Origin of the sequence: Nonlabens sp. YIK11 (assembly GCF_001413925.1) — a bacterium.
Lineage (GTDB): Bacteria > Bacteroidota > Bacteroidia > Flavobacteriales > Flavobacteriaceae > Nonlabens.
In genome coordinates this window covers 1,701,827-1,716,293 of the sequence record NZ_LBMJ01000001.1, presented here as the reverse complement: position 1 = coordinate 1,716,293, position 14,467 = coordinate 1,701,827, and the positions used below count along the sequence as shown (strand labels likewise).

Annotated in this window: 18 protein-coding genes; 7 read left to right on the top strand and 11 right to left on the bottom strand. The window is 42.0% G+C overall.

All coding sequences use genetic code 11. The features are described from left to right. Position 1: 1 nt before the first annotated feature. Together AAU57_RS07830 and AAU57_RS07825 are read left to right on the top strand one after the other, a co-directional pair. The gene (locus AAU57_RS07830) at positions 2 to 931 is read left to right on the top strand and encodes a bifunctional metallophosphatase/5'-nucleotidase (protein ID WP_055412380.1); all 930 of its coding nucleotides are present in this window, start codon (positions 2 to 4) and stop codon (positions 929 to 931) included. A 23-nt stretch (positions 932 to 954) separates the two neighbouring features. Continuing rightward, a complete protein-coding gene (locus AAU57_RS07825) occupies positions 955 to 1,368 on the top strand; it encodes a hypothetical protein (protein ID WP_055412379.1) in 414 nt (137 codons plus the stop codon). Here AAU57_RS07825 and ligA read toward each other — a convergent pair. The 6 genes from ligA to AAU57_RS07795 are packed head-to-tail and all read right to left on the bottom strand — an operon-like array spanning position 1,337 to position 5,722. Then, the gene (gene ligA, locus AAU57_RS07820) at positions 1,337 to 3,448 is read right to left on the bottom strand and encodes an NAD-dependent DNA ligase LigA (RefSeq protein ID WP_055412378.1); all 2,112 of its coding nucleotides are present in this window, start codon (positions 3,446 to 3,448) and stop codon (positions 1,337 to 1,339) included. The two genes, AAU57_RS07825 and ligA, sit on opposite strands and share 32 nt — an antisense overlap. After that, the gene (locus AAU57_RS07815; protein ID WP_055412377.1) at positions 3,449 to 3,862 is read right to left on the bottom strand and encodes a PIN domain-containing protein; all 414 of its coding nucleotides are present in this window, start codon (positions 3,860 to 3,862) and stop codon (positions 3,449 to 3,451) included. After that, positions 3,852 to 4,082, bottom strand: coding sequence for a DUF6364 family protein (locus tag AAU57_RS07810; RefSeq protein WP_055412376.1), 231 nt, complete (start codon positions 4,080 to 4,082; stop codon positions 3,852 to 3,854). Before AAU57_RS07810 ends, AAU57_RS07815 begins: the two co-directional genes overlap by 11 nt. Positions 4,083 to 4,085: 3 nt before the next feature. Beyond that, complete coding sequence (locus AAU57_RS07805) at positions 4,086 to 4,325, bottom strand: DUF6364 family protein (RefSeq protein WP_055412375.1); 240 nt, start codon at positions 4,323 to 4,325, stop codon at positions 4,086 to 4,088. 55 nt (positions 4,326 to 4,380) lie between these two features. Beyond that, positions 4,381 to 5,241: a peptide chain release factor N(5)-glutamine methyltransferase gene (prmC, locus tag AAU57_RS07800; protein WP_055412374.1), complete on the bottom strand. Its 861-nt coding sequence runs from the start codon at positions 5,239 to 5,241 to the stop codon at positions 4,381 to 4,383. A 1-nt stretch (position 5,242) separates the two neighbouring features. Next, a complete protein-coding gene (locus tag AAU57_RS07795) occupies positions 5,243 to 5,722 on the bottom strand; it encodes a GNAT family N-acetyltransferase (protein WP_055412373.1) in 480 nt (159 codons plus the stop codon). A 101-nt stretch (positions 5,723 to 5,823) separates the two neighbouring features. Between AAU57_RS07795 and ribD the strand changes: the two genes are divergently transcribed. From ribD to AAU57_RS07780, 3 genes are read left to right on the top strand one after another with little or no spacing between them, the layout of a single operon-like run. Further along, the gene (gene ribD / locus AAU57_RS07790; RefSeq protein WP_055412372.1) at positions 5,824 to 6,837 is read left to right on the top strand and encodes a bifunctional diaminohydroxyphosphoribosylaminopyrimidine deaminase/5-amino-6-(5-phosphoribosylamino)uracil reductase RibD; all 1,014 of its coding nucleotides are present in this window, start codon (positions 5,824 to 5,826) and stop codon (positions 6,835 to 6,837) included. Beyond that, positions 6,834 to 7,700 carry an EamA family transporter gene (locus AAU57_RS07785; protein ID WP_055412371.1) on the top strand — a complete coding sequence of 289 codons (867 nt, stop codon included), beginning with the start codon at positions 6,834 to 6,836 and terminating at the stop codon, positions 7,698 to 7,700. Before ribD ends, AAU57_RS07785 begins: the two co-directional genes overlap by 4 nt. Before the next feature lie 5 nt (positions 7,701 to 7,705). Further along, positions 7,706 to 8,305 (top strand): IMPACT family protein, encoded by a 600-nt coding sequence (locus AAU57_RS07780; RefSeq protein ID WP_055412370.1) that lies wholly within the window; start codon positions 7,706 to 7,708, stop codon positions 8,303 to 8,305. Here AAU57_RS07780 and AAU57_RS07775 read toward each other — a convergent pair. Next, entirely contained in the window at positions 8,302 to 8,850 is a 549-nt protein-coding gene (locus AAU57_RS07775; RefSeq protein ID WP_055412369.1) for a pyridoxamine 5'-phosphate oxidase family protein, read from the bottom strand. The genes AAU57_RS07780 and AAU57_RS07775 overlap by 4 nt on opposite strands. Positions 8,851 to 8,879: 29 nt before the next feature. Then, a complete protein-coding gene (locus AAU57_RS07770; protein ID WP_055412368.1) occupies positions 8,880 to 9,284 on the bottom strand; it encodes an acyl-CoA thioesterase in 405 nt (134 codons plus the stop codon). Positions 9,285 to 9,477: 193 nt separating this feature from the next. Between AAU57_RS07770 and dnaA the strand changes: the two genes are divergently transcribed. Both dnaA and AAU57_RS07760 read left to right on the top strand, forming a co-directional pair. Next, positions 9,478 to 10,905 carry a chromosomal replication initiator protein DnaA gene (gene dnaA, locus AAU57_RS07765; protein ID WP_055412367.1) on the top strand — a complete coding sequence of 476 codons (1,428 nt, stop codon included), beginning with the start codon at positions 9,478 to 9,480 and terminating at the stop codon, positions 10,903 to 10,905. Continuing rightward, positions 10,906 to 11,373, top strand: coding sequence for a low molecular weight protein-tyrosine-phosphatase (locus tag AAU57_RS07760; protein WP_055412366.1), 468 nt, complete (start codon positions 10,906 to 10,908; stop codon positions 11,371 to 11,373). Positions 11,374 to 11,384: 11 nt separating this feature from the next. On the opposite strand, the gene AAU57_RS07755 is transcribed toward AAU57_RS07760, so the two are convergent. From AAU57_RS07755 to AAU57_RS07745, 3 genes are read right to left on the bottom strand one after another with little or no spacing between them, the layout of a single operon-like run. Next, positions 11,385 to 12,440 carry an AMP-binding protein gene (locus AAU57_RS07755; protein ID WP_055412365.1) on the bottom strand — a complete coding sequence of 352 codons (1,056 nt, stop codon included), beginning with the start codon at positions 12,438 to 12,440 and terminating at the stop codon, positions 11,385 to 11,387. Position 12,441: 1 nt separating this feature from the next. Beyond that, positions 12,442 to 13,416 carry a CPBP family intramembrane glutamic endopeptidase gene (locus AAU57_RS07750; protein ID WP_055412364.1) on the bottom strand — a complete coding sequence of 325 codons (975 nt, stop codon included), beginning with the start codon at positions 13,414 to 13,416 and terminating at the stop codon, positions 12,442 to 12,444. A gap of 1 nt (position 13,417) precedes the next feature. Next, positions 13,418 to 14,461, bottom strand: a complete 1,044-nt coding sequence (locus AAU57_RS07745; RefSeq protein WP_055412363.1) for an o-succinylbenzoate synthase — start codon at positions 14,459 to 14,461, stop codon at positions 13,418 to 13,420. Positions 14,462 to 14,467 lie beyond the last annotated feature (6 nt).

Sequence of the window (14,467 nt, the reverse complement as noted above, 5' to 3'; positions counted from 1 at the left end):
CATGGAACGTAGAAAATTTATCCAAAACACCGCCACAGCAAGTTTGATCGCAGGTACTGGTCTATGGAGCAATACGGCGCTGGCTTCAGGGTTGTTTCAAACCGCTGCTGAAGATGAAGACCTCAAGAAAATCACCATCCTGCATACCAACGATACACACTCGCACATTGAGCCTATCAATGGCGGCAGAAACGATGGTCGTGGCGGCGTGGCGCGACGCGCGGCACTTATCAATAAGGTACGCAAGGAAAACCCGAATACCTTATTGTTGGATTGCGGTGATATTTTCCAGGGAACGCCTTATTTCAACTTTTATGGAGGTGAGCTGGAAATCAAACTGATGAGCATGATGGGCTACGACGCAGCCACCATCGGGAATCACGATTTTGATAACGGTATCGATGGATTATACGCCCAACTCCCTAATGCCGATTTTGATTTCGTCATTTCCAACTATGATTTTTCCAACACAATCCTAGACGGTAAGACCAAACCATATAAGGTGATGGTCAAGGATGGCGTACGCATAGGATTGTTTGGATTGGGAATCCAGTTGGAAGGTCTGGTATCGCCGCTCATGTATAAGGAAACCAAATATCAAGATCCATTAACCGTGGCGCAGGATATGGTTATCGCTTTACGCGAAAGGGAACACTGCGATATAGTCATCTGCATGTCGCATTTGGGATATCAATATGAAGGCAGCAAGATTAGCGATGTATCGCTGGCTCAACAAACTAGTGGTATCGATCTCATTATTGGTGGACACACGCATACCTTCTTAGAAAAACCTGAACTGGTTACTAATGCAGTTGGAGAGACCGTCATGGTCAATCAGGTAGGTTGTTACGGTATCAATGTAGGCCGCATAGATTTCTATTTGCACAAAGGAAAACTAGCTGGCGGTAGCGAGGTGGTTTATGAGGTGTAGCCTCTTAATTTAAGACATTCAAAATGACCCAATCCACCATCACCAAAGGCTTCATTGCTGCTGGATTAATGAATACCATTGGGCTGCTGATTTTTTCAAAAGGATTTACCAATGATGTGATCCCACAAACGGATCCTGCGGTCATGTCTCATTTTGGGTTGCTCATGATCATGGTTTGGGGTCTTGCTTATATCGCGATTTCTAAAACCTACATGAATGTGAAATCGCTTATTGGAGTTTTTGTCCTTGAAAAGCTAGCTTACGTTATTGCTTACCTCGTCTGGTTTTCAAACAATAGCCTAGAAAAAGTCTACGATCAAGATCTTCTTGCAGGTATTTTCTACACCCTTTACGGATTAAATGATTTTACTTTTATGATCTTCTTCGCTTACGTGTTTTTTAAAATCACACCATCGCGAGAAACTCCTGCTCACTAATCATCTTGATATTTAGCTTTTCGGATTTTTCCAGTTTTGAAGGACCCATATTTTCACCACGAATAAGGTAATCAGTTTTTGAGGATAGCGAGCTGCTTACCTTACCACCATTGTCTTCAATCATCTTTTTTAAATCATTTCTGGACATTTCAAAAACACCAGAAATCACAAAGCTTTTTCCTGCCAGCGCATCTGACCTGCTGGATAGTTCTTCTTCACTTAGAGAGAATTTCAACCCAGCATCCCGCAACCGCTGAACAACTGCCATACTCGCAGGATCTGTAATAAACTCTACCACAGACTCTGCGATGCGCTCGCCTATCTCTGGTATGTTGCTCAGTTCTTGAAGTTTTTCCGCTTTCACACTTCGACTGCGCTCAGTGTGAACCTCATCGTCGCCTTGCTGCTCGCTAGCGGAATCATCAACAGCATCACTAAACAAATCTGCCTCATCGGTTTTAGAAACCTCTGGCATCGCTACCAATTGGTCCATGGATTTATAGTGTCTGGCTAACTTTTTAGCAACGGTCTCGCCTACATATCGTATTCCCAAAGCAAACAGCACGCGCTCAAAAGGAATCTCTTTACTGGCCTCGATACCTTCAATCATGTTGGTCGCGCTCTTCTCTGCCATGCGCTCTAATGGGATGATTTGCTCGTATTTCAGGTCGTACAAATCGGCATAATTATGTAGCAATCCAGCCTCTACCAACTGGTCAACCGTTTCAGATCCTATGCCATCTATATCCATGGCTTTGCGAGATATAAAATGTTGAATGCGACCTTTGACTTGTGGCGGGCAGCTTAGATCGTTAGGGCAATAGTGCTGTGCCTCACCTTCTTTACGTACCAGTTGGGTACCACATTCTGGGCAGTGGGTCGCATAAACCGTTGGTTCTGAATTTTCTGGCCTTTTAAGTAGATCTACCGCAATAATCTTAGGAATGATTTCACCACCTTTTTCCACAAATACTTCATCACCTACTCGTATATCCAGTTTTTCTATTTGGTCTGCATTGTGAAGACTCGCGCGTTTGACCGTGGTTCCTGAGATTTCTACGGGTTCTAGATTGGCCACTGGCGTGATAGCACCGGTACGCCCAACTTGATATGTAATTTCTTGAAGTCTGGTCGAGACCTGTTCTGCACTAAACTTGTACGCCATCGCCCAGCGCGGTGCTTTTGCCGTGAAGCCTAGTTCTTCCTGATGCTGCAATTTATTGACCTTGATGACCACGCCATCTGTTTCATATGGCAAGTCCTTTCTGGCCGTATCCCAATGATTTACAAATTCCAATACACCGTCTATGCCATCCACCAACTGAGATTGTGGCGGCACTTTAAAACCCCATTTTCTGGCAGCTTCCAGTGCTTGAAATTGAGTTTCAAAAGGCAAGTTATCACCAGCCAACTGATATAACAAACACTCCAAAGGTCGCGTCGCGACCACAGCACTATCTTGTAATTTCAAGCTGCCGCTAGCGGTGTTACGTGGGTTGCGGTATAATTCCAGTCCTTGTTCCTCACGATCTTTATTCATCTTGTGAAAACCATCCCATGGCAGCACGATCTCTCCACGTATTTCAAACTTTTCAGGAATATCATCGCCTTTCAATTGCAACGGTACCGATTTGATCGTACGTACATTAGTGGTAACGTCATCGCCTTGTGTACCGTCACCACGAGTAATAGCTTGGACAAATTTGCCATTCTCATAGTGCAAACTAATACTGGCACCATCATATTTAAGCTCACAAACGTACTGTATATCGCCATCTACAACCTTATGCAGACGCGTTTCCCAATCCTGTAAATCTTCCAGACTATAAGAATTGTCCAGAGAATACATTCGGTTGATGTGTTTGACGGTCTTGAAATTCTTGGTGACCTCACCACCAACTCTTACCGTTGGGCTCGATGGATCAAAAAATTCGGGATGGCTGGCCTCTAGAGTTTTGAGTTGTTCCAATTTCTTATCAAACTCAAAGTCTGTAATGGATGGATCGTCCTTCACATAATAGTTGTAGTTATGCTCACGCAGTTCCTTTCTTAGGGATTCTATTTGGGTTTTGGGATCCATTTAATTTTGGAATGGGTTAATGATTTGAAGGCCTTCTATGGATTGTGAGTGTTGCATGTCTTCACTGTAGAGTATATTGCAATGAGTTTCCAATGCAGCTGCCACAATTATACTGTCATAAAACTGAAGCTGATATTTATACTTCAGTTGAATAGCCTTCTGAATTAGAGAAATTGGGGTATCTGCAATGGACATTCTACTAAACAAAGAGAGACTATCTCTTACCGTAGTTTCGGACAACTTGAATTTATTAATCATTACGTTACAAAATTCTTTTACCACCTGAGTAGAAATCTGTACGTCCGCTTCTTCTATAGATTTTAAAAAGCTTCCCGCTTTTCTTTGCTTTTGAAGATTTTTAGAATCTAATAAATAGATAAAAATGTTACTGTCTACAAATATTCTATCTTTCATTAGCCTCTTCCCTGTTCCAAGTGTAACCTATGTCTTTAGCATTCTTTTCAGAAAACTCAATCCATTCGTCTGCCCAGCTTTTTTCATCCTCATTTTGAACATTACGCTGCAAAAACTCCCTAATCATTTCGTTCAATGATTTACCTAGTTTTTTAGCATATTTCTTGTTTGCCTCAATCAATTGGTCAGACAGCCTAATGGTTAAATTCTTTGTTGCCATAAATTATAATCTTTCGTTTGCTTCTTCTCTATCAAATTTATAACCGTCACTGTAAACAGCATTTTCTTCAGCGATTCTCATCATTTTTTCCATAGGCGTTTGATAGGAGTCGGGCTTTTTAACATTCGTCTCCAAAAACTCGCGAATCATTTCGTTCAATGACTTGCCCTGCTTTTTTGCATACTCTTTACTGGCCTCGATCAATTGGTCAGACAGCCTGATGGTTAAATTCTTTGTTGCCATAATTCTTTCGTTTGCACAGATGCTGTGCAAATTACAATTTTAATTCCAAACTCGTTCACTTCCAGCACTTCATCATGCGCCAGTTGCCATTCAAGTCTTTGCGTAATTCGTGCTCATAACCCAGCTGGATCGCAAGCTGTTTCATCTCTTCTGGCAAATATTGGTTGATCTCAAAATACACTAACGGATTGTTATGATCCTTGGCCAACTCAAGAATTTTTCTATAAAACACCAGCGGATCGTCATTTTCAACAAACAATGCCATCTCTGGATCAAAATCTAAAACGTTTTTATGTAATTCTGGCTTTTCCAACTCGCGCACATACGGTGGATTGCTAACGATAATATCAAAGGGTTCCAGCTTTTCTGTGACTAAAATGTCTTGATGTTTGAATTCAAAATTTACCTCTGGCGAAATAGCTTCTGCGTTTGAGGCTGCCACTTGCAAGGTATTTTTAGACAGATCCAAAAGTGTGATTTTTGAAGAAGGTTTTAGGGAGTTCGCTTTCGCGAAAGCGTTACCCAAACTAACCCCAATACAACCACTACCTGTACCTATATCCAAAATGGAATTGATTTGTTTTCCCTTGTGGTCGTCAAGGATCCACTGGACGAGTTCTTCCGTTTCCTGGCGTGGTATTAAGGTATGTTCGTTGACCTTGAATTCATGACCGTAAAAATGCCCAATTCCCGTGATATGCTGTACTGGCGTGCCTGCAAGTAAGGTTTCCAGCGACCTGAGCAAGATTTCTTCCTTCAAATGCGTTAAGGGTTCTTCACCTCTTATCATAATGTCTGACTTACTCATGTGCAACAGGTCTTCGCAAACGATCTTGAAGATCGAAACGATCTCGTTTTCTGGATAAAGATCTGCCAGTCTACTCACGTAAATATCCCGTAACTGTCGTAGCGTCATCTTAATCCAGATTTTTAATCATTTGCACCGGACAGCTGTAATGACCCGTATTTCCCAACGGTTGGGTCAACAGTTCAAAGCCTACTCGTTTATACAATCCCTGAGCATCGTACATATTGTCCATGGTTTCCAGATAGACTTTTGAAAATTTAAAAGATTTTGCAGCTTCCAGGCACTTGTTCATTAACTGCTTGCCGTAGCCTTTACCACGAACCTCAGGTAAAAAGTACATTTTTTGCAACTCGCAAATACCTTCTGGATAATTGGCTAATGGTGCAATTCCAGCACCACCGCATATTTTACCATCTATTTCTACCACATAATACACGCATCTGGGTTTTTGGTACTCCATATACATGGATTGGGTTGCCGCGTCGCTGTAGGCGGTTCCTTCTTTAGGGGCGTTGTGCTCAAGAATGGTTTGCTGGATAATATCGCGTACCGCAGGGTTATCCTTAGGCTGTATTTTTCTAATGTTCATATCTCAAAGATACTATGGTGATGTGACGCCCAATATTTATGTGCTCTTAAAGTTATCGATGGATAGTCAACATAGCGTTCTATAATCTTAAATTTGTTTCCTTGACTAGAGACGAGTTTTATATACAACGATGCATCCAACTAGCTGTGAATGGTTTGGGAACCACTTATCCCAATCCGCTGGTTGGGTCTGTGATTGTGAGTGATGAAGGAATAGTTTTAGGTGAAGGTTTTCATTTAAAATCTGGAGAGCCACATGCCGAAGTAAACGCCATTGCAGCGGCAGAACGCAACGGCTATGCAACCTCTGATTTTGAAAAAGCCACCATCTATGTCAATCTAGAGCCTTGTTCCCATCACGGTAAGACACCACCTTGCGCGTCTTTGATTATTGAAAAGAAGTTTAAAAAAGTGGTCATCGGCACCTTGGACCCGCATGAAAAAGTGGCCGGCAAAGGCGCAGAACTACTACGCGCAGCAGGTGTTGAAGTCATTACAGGAATTCTTGAAGAGAAATGCAATGACCTGAACAAAAGATTCTTTACCTACCACAAAAAACAACGACCCTACATCATTCTCAAATGGGCCGAAACCGCAGATGGCTTCATTGCACCAGCAACCAAAGATGAACAGAAACCTGTATGGATTACCAATTCATATTCCAGGCAACACACACACCGATCAAGAGCACAAGAAAATAGTATCCTAATAGGTGCGCAAACCGCACTGGATGATAATCCTAACCTAACGGTACGTGAATGGTATGGGAACAACCCCATAAGAATCGTTTTGGACTCAAGAAATGATTTACCCGAAAATCTAAATGTTTTTAACGAGGATGCGGTGACCCAAATCTTGCGCAGAGACTCAAGTGAAACCGAAAGCATCATTCAAGACCTTTATCACCTCAACATACAAAGCGTCATTGTTGAAGGTGGCGCCAAAACTTTGCAGCAGTTTCTAGAAAAAGATCTTTGGGATGAGATCCATCAATATATGGGTACGACCATTTACTTCAAAAATGGACTCAAAGCACCGTTGATTCCCAAAAATGTAATCCTACAGGAAAGCTTGATGATCAAAGACGACGTCCTTAAAATTTTCAAGCAACCATGATCTGGCTCGTTCTAAGTGTTCTCACTTCCAGTTTGTTGTACGTGATATTCAAGTACTTTAAGGTATTTGAAGTCAATACTTTGCACGCTATTGTCATCAATTATTTGGTTGCTGCCGTCACCGGATTACTGGTTTTTCAAGGTGAAATATCAGTGACCAAAATTGTCAACGGCAACTGGTTTTGGTTCTCCATTATTCTAGGCGCTCTTTTCATTACCGTATTCAACATACTGGCATTAACCAGTCAAAAAAACGGATTGTCGGTCGCAGCAGTGGCTAGCAAAATGTCACTCATCATACCCGTAGTTTTTGGAATTTGGGCTTACAGCGAGAGTTTGGGATGGCTCAAGATGGCAGGAATAGTTATTGCCCTGGCGTCTGTGTATCTGGCTTCGTTAAAATCTAAGGATGGCCTTACCATTCATAAAAAAGAATTACTGCTACCAGCGCTGCTTTTTCTGGGCAGCGGCACCATCGACACCATCATCAAATATGCCGAGAAGAATTTCGTCCCAGATGGCGATGATCCCATTTTTAGTGCGGTTTGCTTTGTGGCTGCCTTCGGTTTAGGGTTGTTGATTTTGGTCTATGAAGCCTTTAATGGCAGGCGTTTGCAATTGAAATCTGTTGTTGCGGGAATAGCATTGGGCATACCCAATTATTTCTCCATTCATTTTTTGATCAAGGCGCTTAAAAACGGTATGGAAAGCAGCGTTTTCTTTCCCATTAACCACGTGGGAACGGTTCTGTTCACCACGCTTTTGGGCTACCTGTTGTTCAAGGAACGTTTGCTGGTCAAGAATTACTGGGGCATTGCTCTTGCAGTACTGGCTATAATTTGTATCGCTTTCGCGAAAGCGTAACTCACATGAAAGATCGTTATAAAACCATAACTGCAGCTACCGAGGAGATTCTTTATAAGGAACGTGGCAGTAAATTTTATGCTACCGCTTTTCCCTTTACCCATGAGGACCAGCTGAATGACATCATTCCATCGCTGCGCAACCAACACCCGAAAGCTGGACACCATTGCTATGCCTGGAAATTAGGCCCTACCAATGATGTATACCGCTCCAACGATGATGGCGAACCCAATCATAGTGCTGGCGATCCTATCCTATCGCAGATCAACGCTTTTGAAATGAGTGATGTGCTGGTGGTGGTGAGTAGAATTTTTGGTGGGACAAAACTAGGTGTTGGTGGTTTGATTCAAGCCTATCGCGAGGCCGCTAGATTGGCATTGGATCAGGCACAGATCGTGGAACGTGTCATTACTAAAGACATTATCATCTCTTTTGAATATCCACAAATGAGCCAAGTCATGAGGTTTGTGGATGAGCATTCCTTTAATATCAAAAATCAGGATCTTACCGAATCCTGTAAAATGACCATAGGCGTACCTCTCAATGCCGTGGAGCGAACCCTTGAGCAATTAAATGCCATGTACCCTATTACCGCTAGTGTTTAAGGCACTAGCCATTGACCTTGCCATTGATTATTGTCAAAAGTATAAAGCGCTCTCAAGTGATTGGGTCGTTTGAGTTGTAGCAACTCAATGGATGCAGGCGTGAGTTGTAATGGCAAGAAATGATTCTCTGATCGCTCTACATATTCCACATGATCAGGATTTTTTATGGGTGATCCTGGCGGCAGTTGGGTCGTGTAATCTTTAATCGATTTAGAAGAAACCTTTTGGAAAAGACGTTTAACTTCTTGCGGATCTGTAATAGGTTCTAGAATTCCATCCACTCTAATTTGACGTAAACCTTTATTGTGGTAAAACAGCAGACTTGCTTTAGGGTTTTGTTGCAATTGATGTACCTTGGTCGTTCTCGAATCAGTAAAAATGGTGAAGTTCATGGCTTCACTTACTTCTCTAATCACGATAGTTCTTGCTCGAGGTTGTAGATTTTCATCGACGGTGGACAAGTAGGCGTATTTAAAAGGGTGATTGCGCTTACTCATCGCACCTCGCAATTCGTGTTTCAAGTCTTGGAAATAGTCGTCTAGCATTCTATGATTTTATGATAAAGTAGTCGTAGTTAAAACAGAGTTTTACACTTTTCCAAAAATTCGGGAATTGGTTTACGAGGTCTAAAGGTTTTGGCATCTGTGAACACTAAAGTAAGCTCTGCCGTGGCACATACGGAACCGTCCTTTTTTGTGATTTCATACTCAAAAACGACCCTTGTTGTAGGAAGATTCTTAAGGGTGGTTTTGACAGAAATTTCGTCCCCAAACTTGATCGGATTTTTATACTTTATATCTATTTGATAAACAGGTAAAAGCACTCCAGAATCTTCCATTTTTTGATAAGAAAAACCTAAAGCATCCAACCAGTCAAGTCTAGCTTGCTCCATGTAAATCAAATAGTTAGAATGATGAACGATTCCCATCTGGTCGGTTTCGGCATACCGTGGCACAATGTCGATGATCGAATTTTTCATATATTTTATGATGTAAAATTAGGTGGATTAAAATGGTTCCTGCATGCAATTATATTTGGTAAAAACCAACCCTACTTTTTATTTTTTTTAAGGTTTTTTATACACATATTTGTACCACTCTTGAGGTAGCCACTTTGTGCTTCAATTTCCTCGTTCATATTAGAGTCGAACCTAACCAGATAAAACAATATTTATGACATCGACGGCAGAATCGGTATGGGAAAATTGTCTTGAATTCATAAAGGATAATATTAACCCACAAGCCTACAAAACTTGGTTTTTACCCATCAAGGCAGTAAAGCTAACTGATACAGCGTTGAGTATACAAGTTCCCAGCCGTTTTTTCTACGAATGGCTCGAAGAACATTACATCAAATTGCTTAAAACAGCCCTTACAAAAGAGCTAGGTGAAGGAGCTAAATTGATATACGCCATTAGAATGGAGAATACCTTAAAAGGTATGGAACCATTCACCGAAAAAATACCCAGCAGCAACCGTACATTTCAAAATTCACAAACGGTTGACGCTCCTGTACGCAGTAAAAGTCCAGAGCTTAAAAATCCGTTTATCATTCCTGGAATACGTAATGTAAAGATTGAGTCTCAACTCAATCCTTCCTATAATTTTGATACGTTTCTAGAAGGTGATTCCAACAGACTTGCACGTAGTGCTGGTATGGCGGTTTCTAACAAACCAGGCGGAACTTCATTTAATCCATTATTGATTTTTGGTGGTGTTGGCCTTGGAAAAACACACCTTGCTCATGCCATAGGTGTAGGCATCAAGGAGAATTATCCAGATAAAACGGTTCTATATATAAGTGCTGAAAAATTTACCCAGCAGTTCATCGAGTCCGTACGCAAGAACAATAGAAATGATTTTATTCACTTCTATCAAATTGTAGATGTATTGATCGTGGATGACATCCAATTCTTTGCTGGTAAGGCAGGAACCCAAGATGTATTCTTCCATATTTTCAATCACCTACATCAAAATGGTAAGCAAGTCATTCTAACGAGTGATAAAAAGCCTGTAGATATGCAGGATATCGAGCAGCGCTTACTTTCCAGATTCAAATGGGGTTTGAGTGCAGAGCTCAATCATCCAGATTATGAAACAAGAGTCTCCATCATCAAGAACAAATTGTATCGCGATGGTGTGGAAATGGAAGAAGACATCATCAATTATCTAGCAGATAACATCAAAACCAACATTCGTGAGCTGGAAGGTGCCATCATCTCGTTGATTGCACATTCTTCCTTTAACCATAAGGACATCACTATTGAACTGGCCAAAAAGATTGTTGAGAACTACGTCAAGAATACCAAACGTGAGGTAAGCATCGATCAGATCCAAAAAGTTGTGAGCGATTACTTCCAGATGGACGTTGAAACTCTACAATCCAAAACCCGCAAGCGTCATATTGTACAAGCGCGTCAATTGGCGATGTATTTCTCAAAGAAAATGACTAAGGCATCACTTGCCAGCATTGGATCAAAAATAGGGAAACGCGACCACGCAACGGTTTTACATGCCTGTAAGACGGTTGACAACCTTGCTTCCACAGACAAACAATTTAATAAGTACGTAGAAGATCTGCGTAAAAAGCTGGCGAATTAAATGAAAGAGCAAACCTCCATTTTAATGGTGTGTTTGGGTAACATTTGCCGCTCGCCACTGGCGGAAGGTTTGATGCGATCTAAATTGAACTTTACCAAATTCACGGTGGACAGCGCTGGAACTAGCGGTGGCCATAAAGGCGAGGCGCCAGATAAGAGATCTATTGAAGTTGCCAAACGCTACGATCTTGACATCTCGCAACAACGCAGCCGCAAGCTGACACCACAAGATCTTGAAAACTTTGACTATATCTATGTCATGGATCGGTCCAACTATAATGATGTGATGGACCTAGCTCAAAATGACGAGCAGCGCGCCAAGATCAAAAAGATTCTTGAAGTCCCTTTTCCAGGCGACGATCTCGATGTTCCAGATCCCTATTACGGCGGTGATCAAGGCTTTGAGAATGTCTACAAAATGCTGGATCAAGCCACTGATGCGATTGCACAGCAGCTTAACAACCACTAATTTTAAATGATTTACTTGTTTCCGTATTTTGCGATGATGGCTTTGCGGTCCACTTTTGCCGTGTGGGTTTCGGCAAATTGCTTTACAAAAATGACTTTGCGTGGTTTTTCAAATCGGTCTAGTTTCGCTTTCGCGAAAGCGGATTCCAAATCGATCTCTTCACCTTCTACATAAATAACCACTTGTTGACCTAGGGCTTTTTCTGGCTCTGAGGAGATAAAAAAGCGGTTATCGATAAACTTGGACAACTTGTTTTGAACTGATTCTGGATGGATCTTGATACCACCAGTGATGATGACGTTATCTGTCCTTCCTAAAATCTTGAACATTTTTTCATTCTTAATGATTGCCAGGTCATTAGTTACCACAGGTTCATCTGCAAGATCTGGAGCATCGACCACGAGGCAATCTGCACCATTTAGGCGCACCTTGATTCTAGGCAAGGCAGTAAAGAATTCTTCATGATTGGGATAGAGTTCGCGTATCCCAACGTGCGTGCTGGTTTCAGTCATTCCATAAGTATGGTAAGCTCTGGTGTGGCGACCTTTTAGGCTTTCTACTAGGGCTTCATCAACCGGTCCACCACCTATGATGATCTTTCGGCTTTTGTATAAATAATCCAGAGAATGTTTTACTTGATAAGCGGTCATCGCGGTAAAATCATAACGCTTGGTCGCTTTATCCAGCGGATTTTTTGACGGTGCCACCAGGTCGATGTGCCAGCCTAATTCAATCGCACGCACCATCATCAGTTTACCGGCAACATAGCTTAACGGCAAACAGCACAACACATCCATTCCTGCACTTATTCTAAAACGCTCGCCTGTCATGCGCGCACTGTTGATCATGTGCTTTTTCTCCAGTCTATACTCTTTAGGCACACCAGTAGAGCCACTGGAGAATACCGTATGATAGGAAAAATCATCCAGCCAGTTCAATAGAAAATCACCTACTTGACGTTCCCACAGTTCTCCTTCTTTGGCATAACTGTAGGCGACGGTCATCAGGCCTTTATGGTCAAGTGATCTACCGTTTAATTGGAATTCTGGATGTACTTCTGGAATCATCTTATGGATTTAATGTATTGTCAAATTCTATGCTATCGTCGTTCGTATGCGCTGGAACCTCAACTTTCCCAAACAATCGTTCCTTCCAGTTGGTCCACTTATACTTCCATGCAAATAAAAGAACTAGCGCCGGATAATATACCAACAATGGAATAAAAGTGGTAAAATTTACTTCAGGATCAGAAACGTCTATCAATAAGGATTCCGTTTGAAAAGCGGTCCAGTCTGCCGTGACCAGTAACGCGATAAATAAATTGTTTGCAGCGTGAAAACCTATGGCCAACTCTGTTCCTTCATCCATCAACGTGAAAAGTCCAAGTAAGAATCCTGTGCCTACATACCAAAACATAATGGTATAGCCCAGTTTTGCTATTTCTGGATTACCTAGGTGCATCAATCCAAAAATCAAGGAGGTCACAATAAATGGAACGGCCCTATTTTTTGCCATCAATCCCAATCCTTGCATCATGTAACTACGGAAAAACAATTCTTCCCAAGTCGTCTGAATAGGTACGAGAACGATCGCCAACACGAATAGTATCCCAAAATTAACAGGGTCAAAATTCCAGATATAGTCTTCTGGAATCAAATAATATCCAGCAACCGTAGAAATGATGGACACCAATCCAACCACAATAAACGCAAACCAGGCCCGACTCCAGTCAAACTTAACTCGTGATGTTGTGGCCTGTGTCCATGATAGTTTATGAACATATTTGACCCAGATCCACCAGCCCAATATCCCAAAAACGAAACTAATCATCAACAAGAAAAAAGTCAGGTTGGAAGGTAATACACCCATAATGGCAGACGCATCATTAAGCGCGCCCATATTGCCGTCCATAACCGTTTTTACAGCGATGGCAATAGCAAATGGAGTTGCTCCTATCACTTGACAGGCCGCAAAAATGACGATAAATCCTAAAATCCATCTCCACGGCTCGTTGAACTTATTTGCTGCTCTCTTTATAAACATTCTAGAAATTTATTGGATTAGTGTTCCATAAAGCAATCTCGTTACAATGCAACGCACCGTTTTTGATCTGTAATGGAGCTTCAATATTATTGGTATACAAGCCGCCAGTTCCCAAACCCTGCGGCATGGAAACACCTAACGTGTACGTAAATTGTGCGATCGCGTTCAGCCCTATGTTGGACTCTAGGGCGCTGGTCATCCACCAGCCTATGTTGCGTTCTCCTGCCAGATTGATCCATTCTCTTGAGCTGGCAAAACCACCTACAAGAGCAGGTTTCAAAATAATATATTGTGGCTGGATCTGATCCAGACAGCGAGCGCGATCTCCAGAAGTGTACAAGCCAATCAACTCTTCATCCAGCGCGATGGGCACTGGAGTTTTCTCGCACAATTCAGCCATTTCCTTCCATTGGCCTTGCTGGATGGGTTGCTCGATGCTGTGGACCTTATAGGTTGAAATTTTGTCGAGTTTAGCCAGAGCTTCTTTAGGTTCAAAAGCTCCGTTAGCATCAACTCTTATGGTGACTTCGCTTTCGCGAAAGCGAGATCGTATCGACTTCAACAACTGCATTTCGGCATCAAAATCTATGGCGCCTATCTTCAATTTGATACAGTCAAATCCAGCCGCGAGCTTCTCTTCCAGCTGCTGCATCATGAATTTCTTATCGCCCATCCATACCAAGCCGTTGATGGGAATATGATCCTGCTGTTGCGTGAATGGAGATGGAAAAAGCGTAAACGGATCGCTGGACTGCAGCGATTTCATCGCCATCTCATAACCGAATAAAATTGATGGCCACTCTTGCAGGGCAGCGCTCATTTCTGCAGGTTTCATTCCTATATGATCGCAAACCCATTGAAGTTTCTCTTCATAATCAGGCCTATCGTCGCTGGACAATCCTTTAAAAAGATTGCACTCACCTATTCCTTTTTCGCTGTCGTTTTCTACAGTAAGAAAGTAGGTGTCTTTGGTTTTGAGTACTCCACGAGAAGTTCCCGCAGGCTGTTTAAATTCTAAAGTGTATTTCTGGAAACTGGCTTTCATGACGGC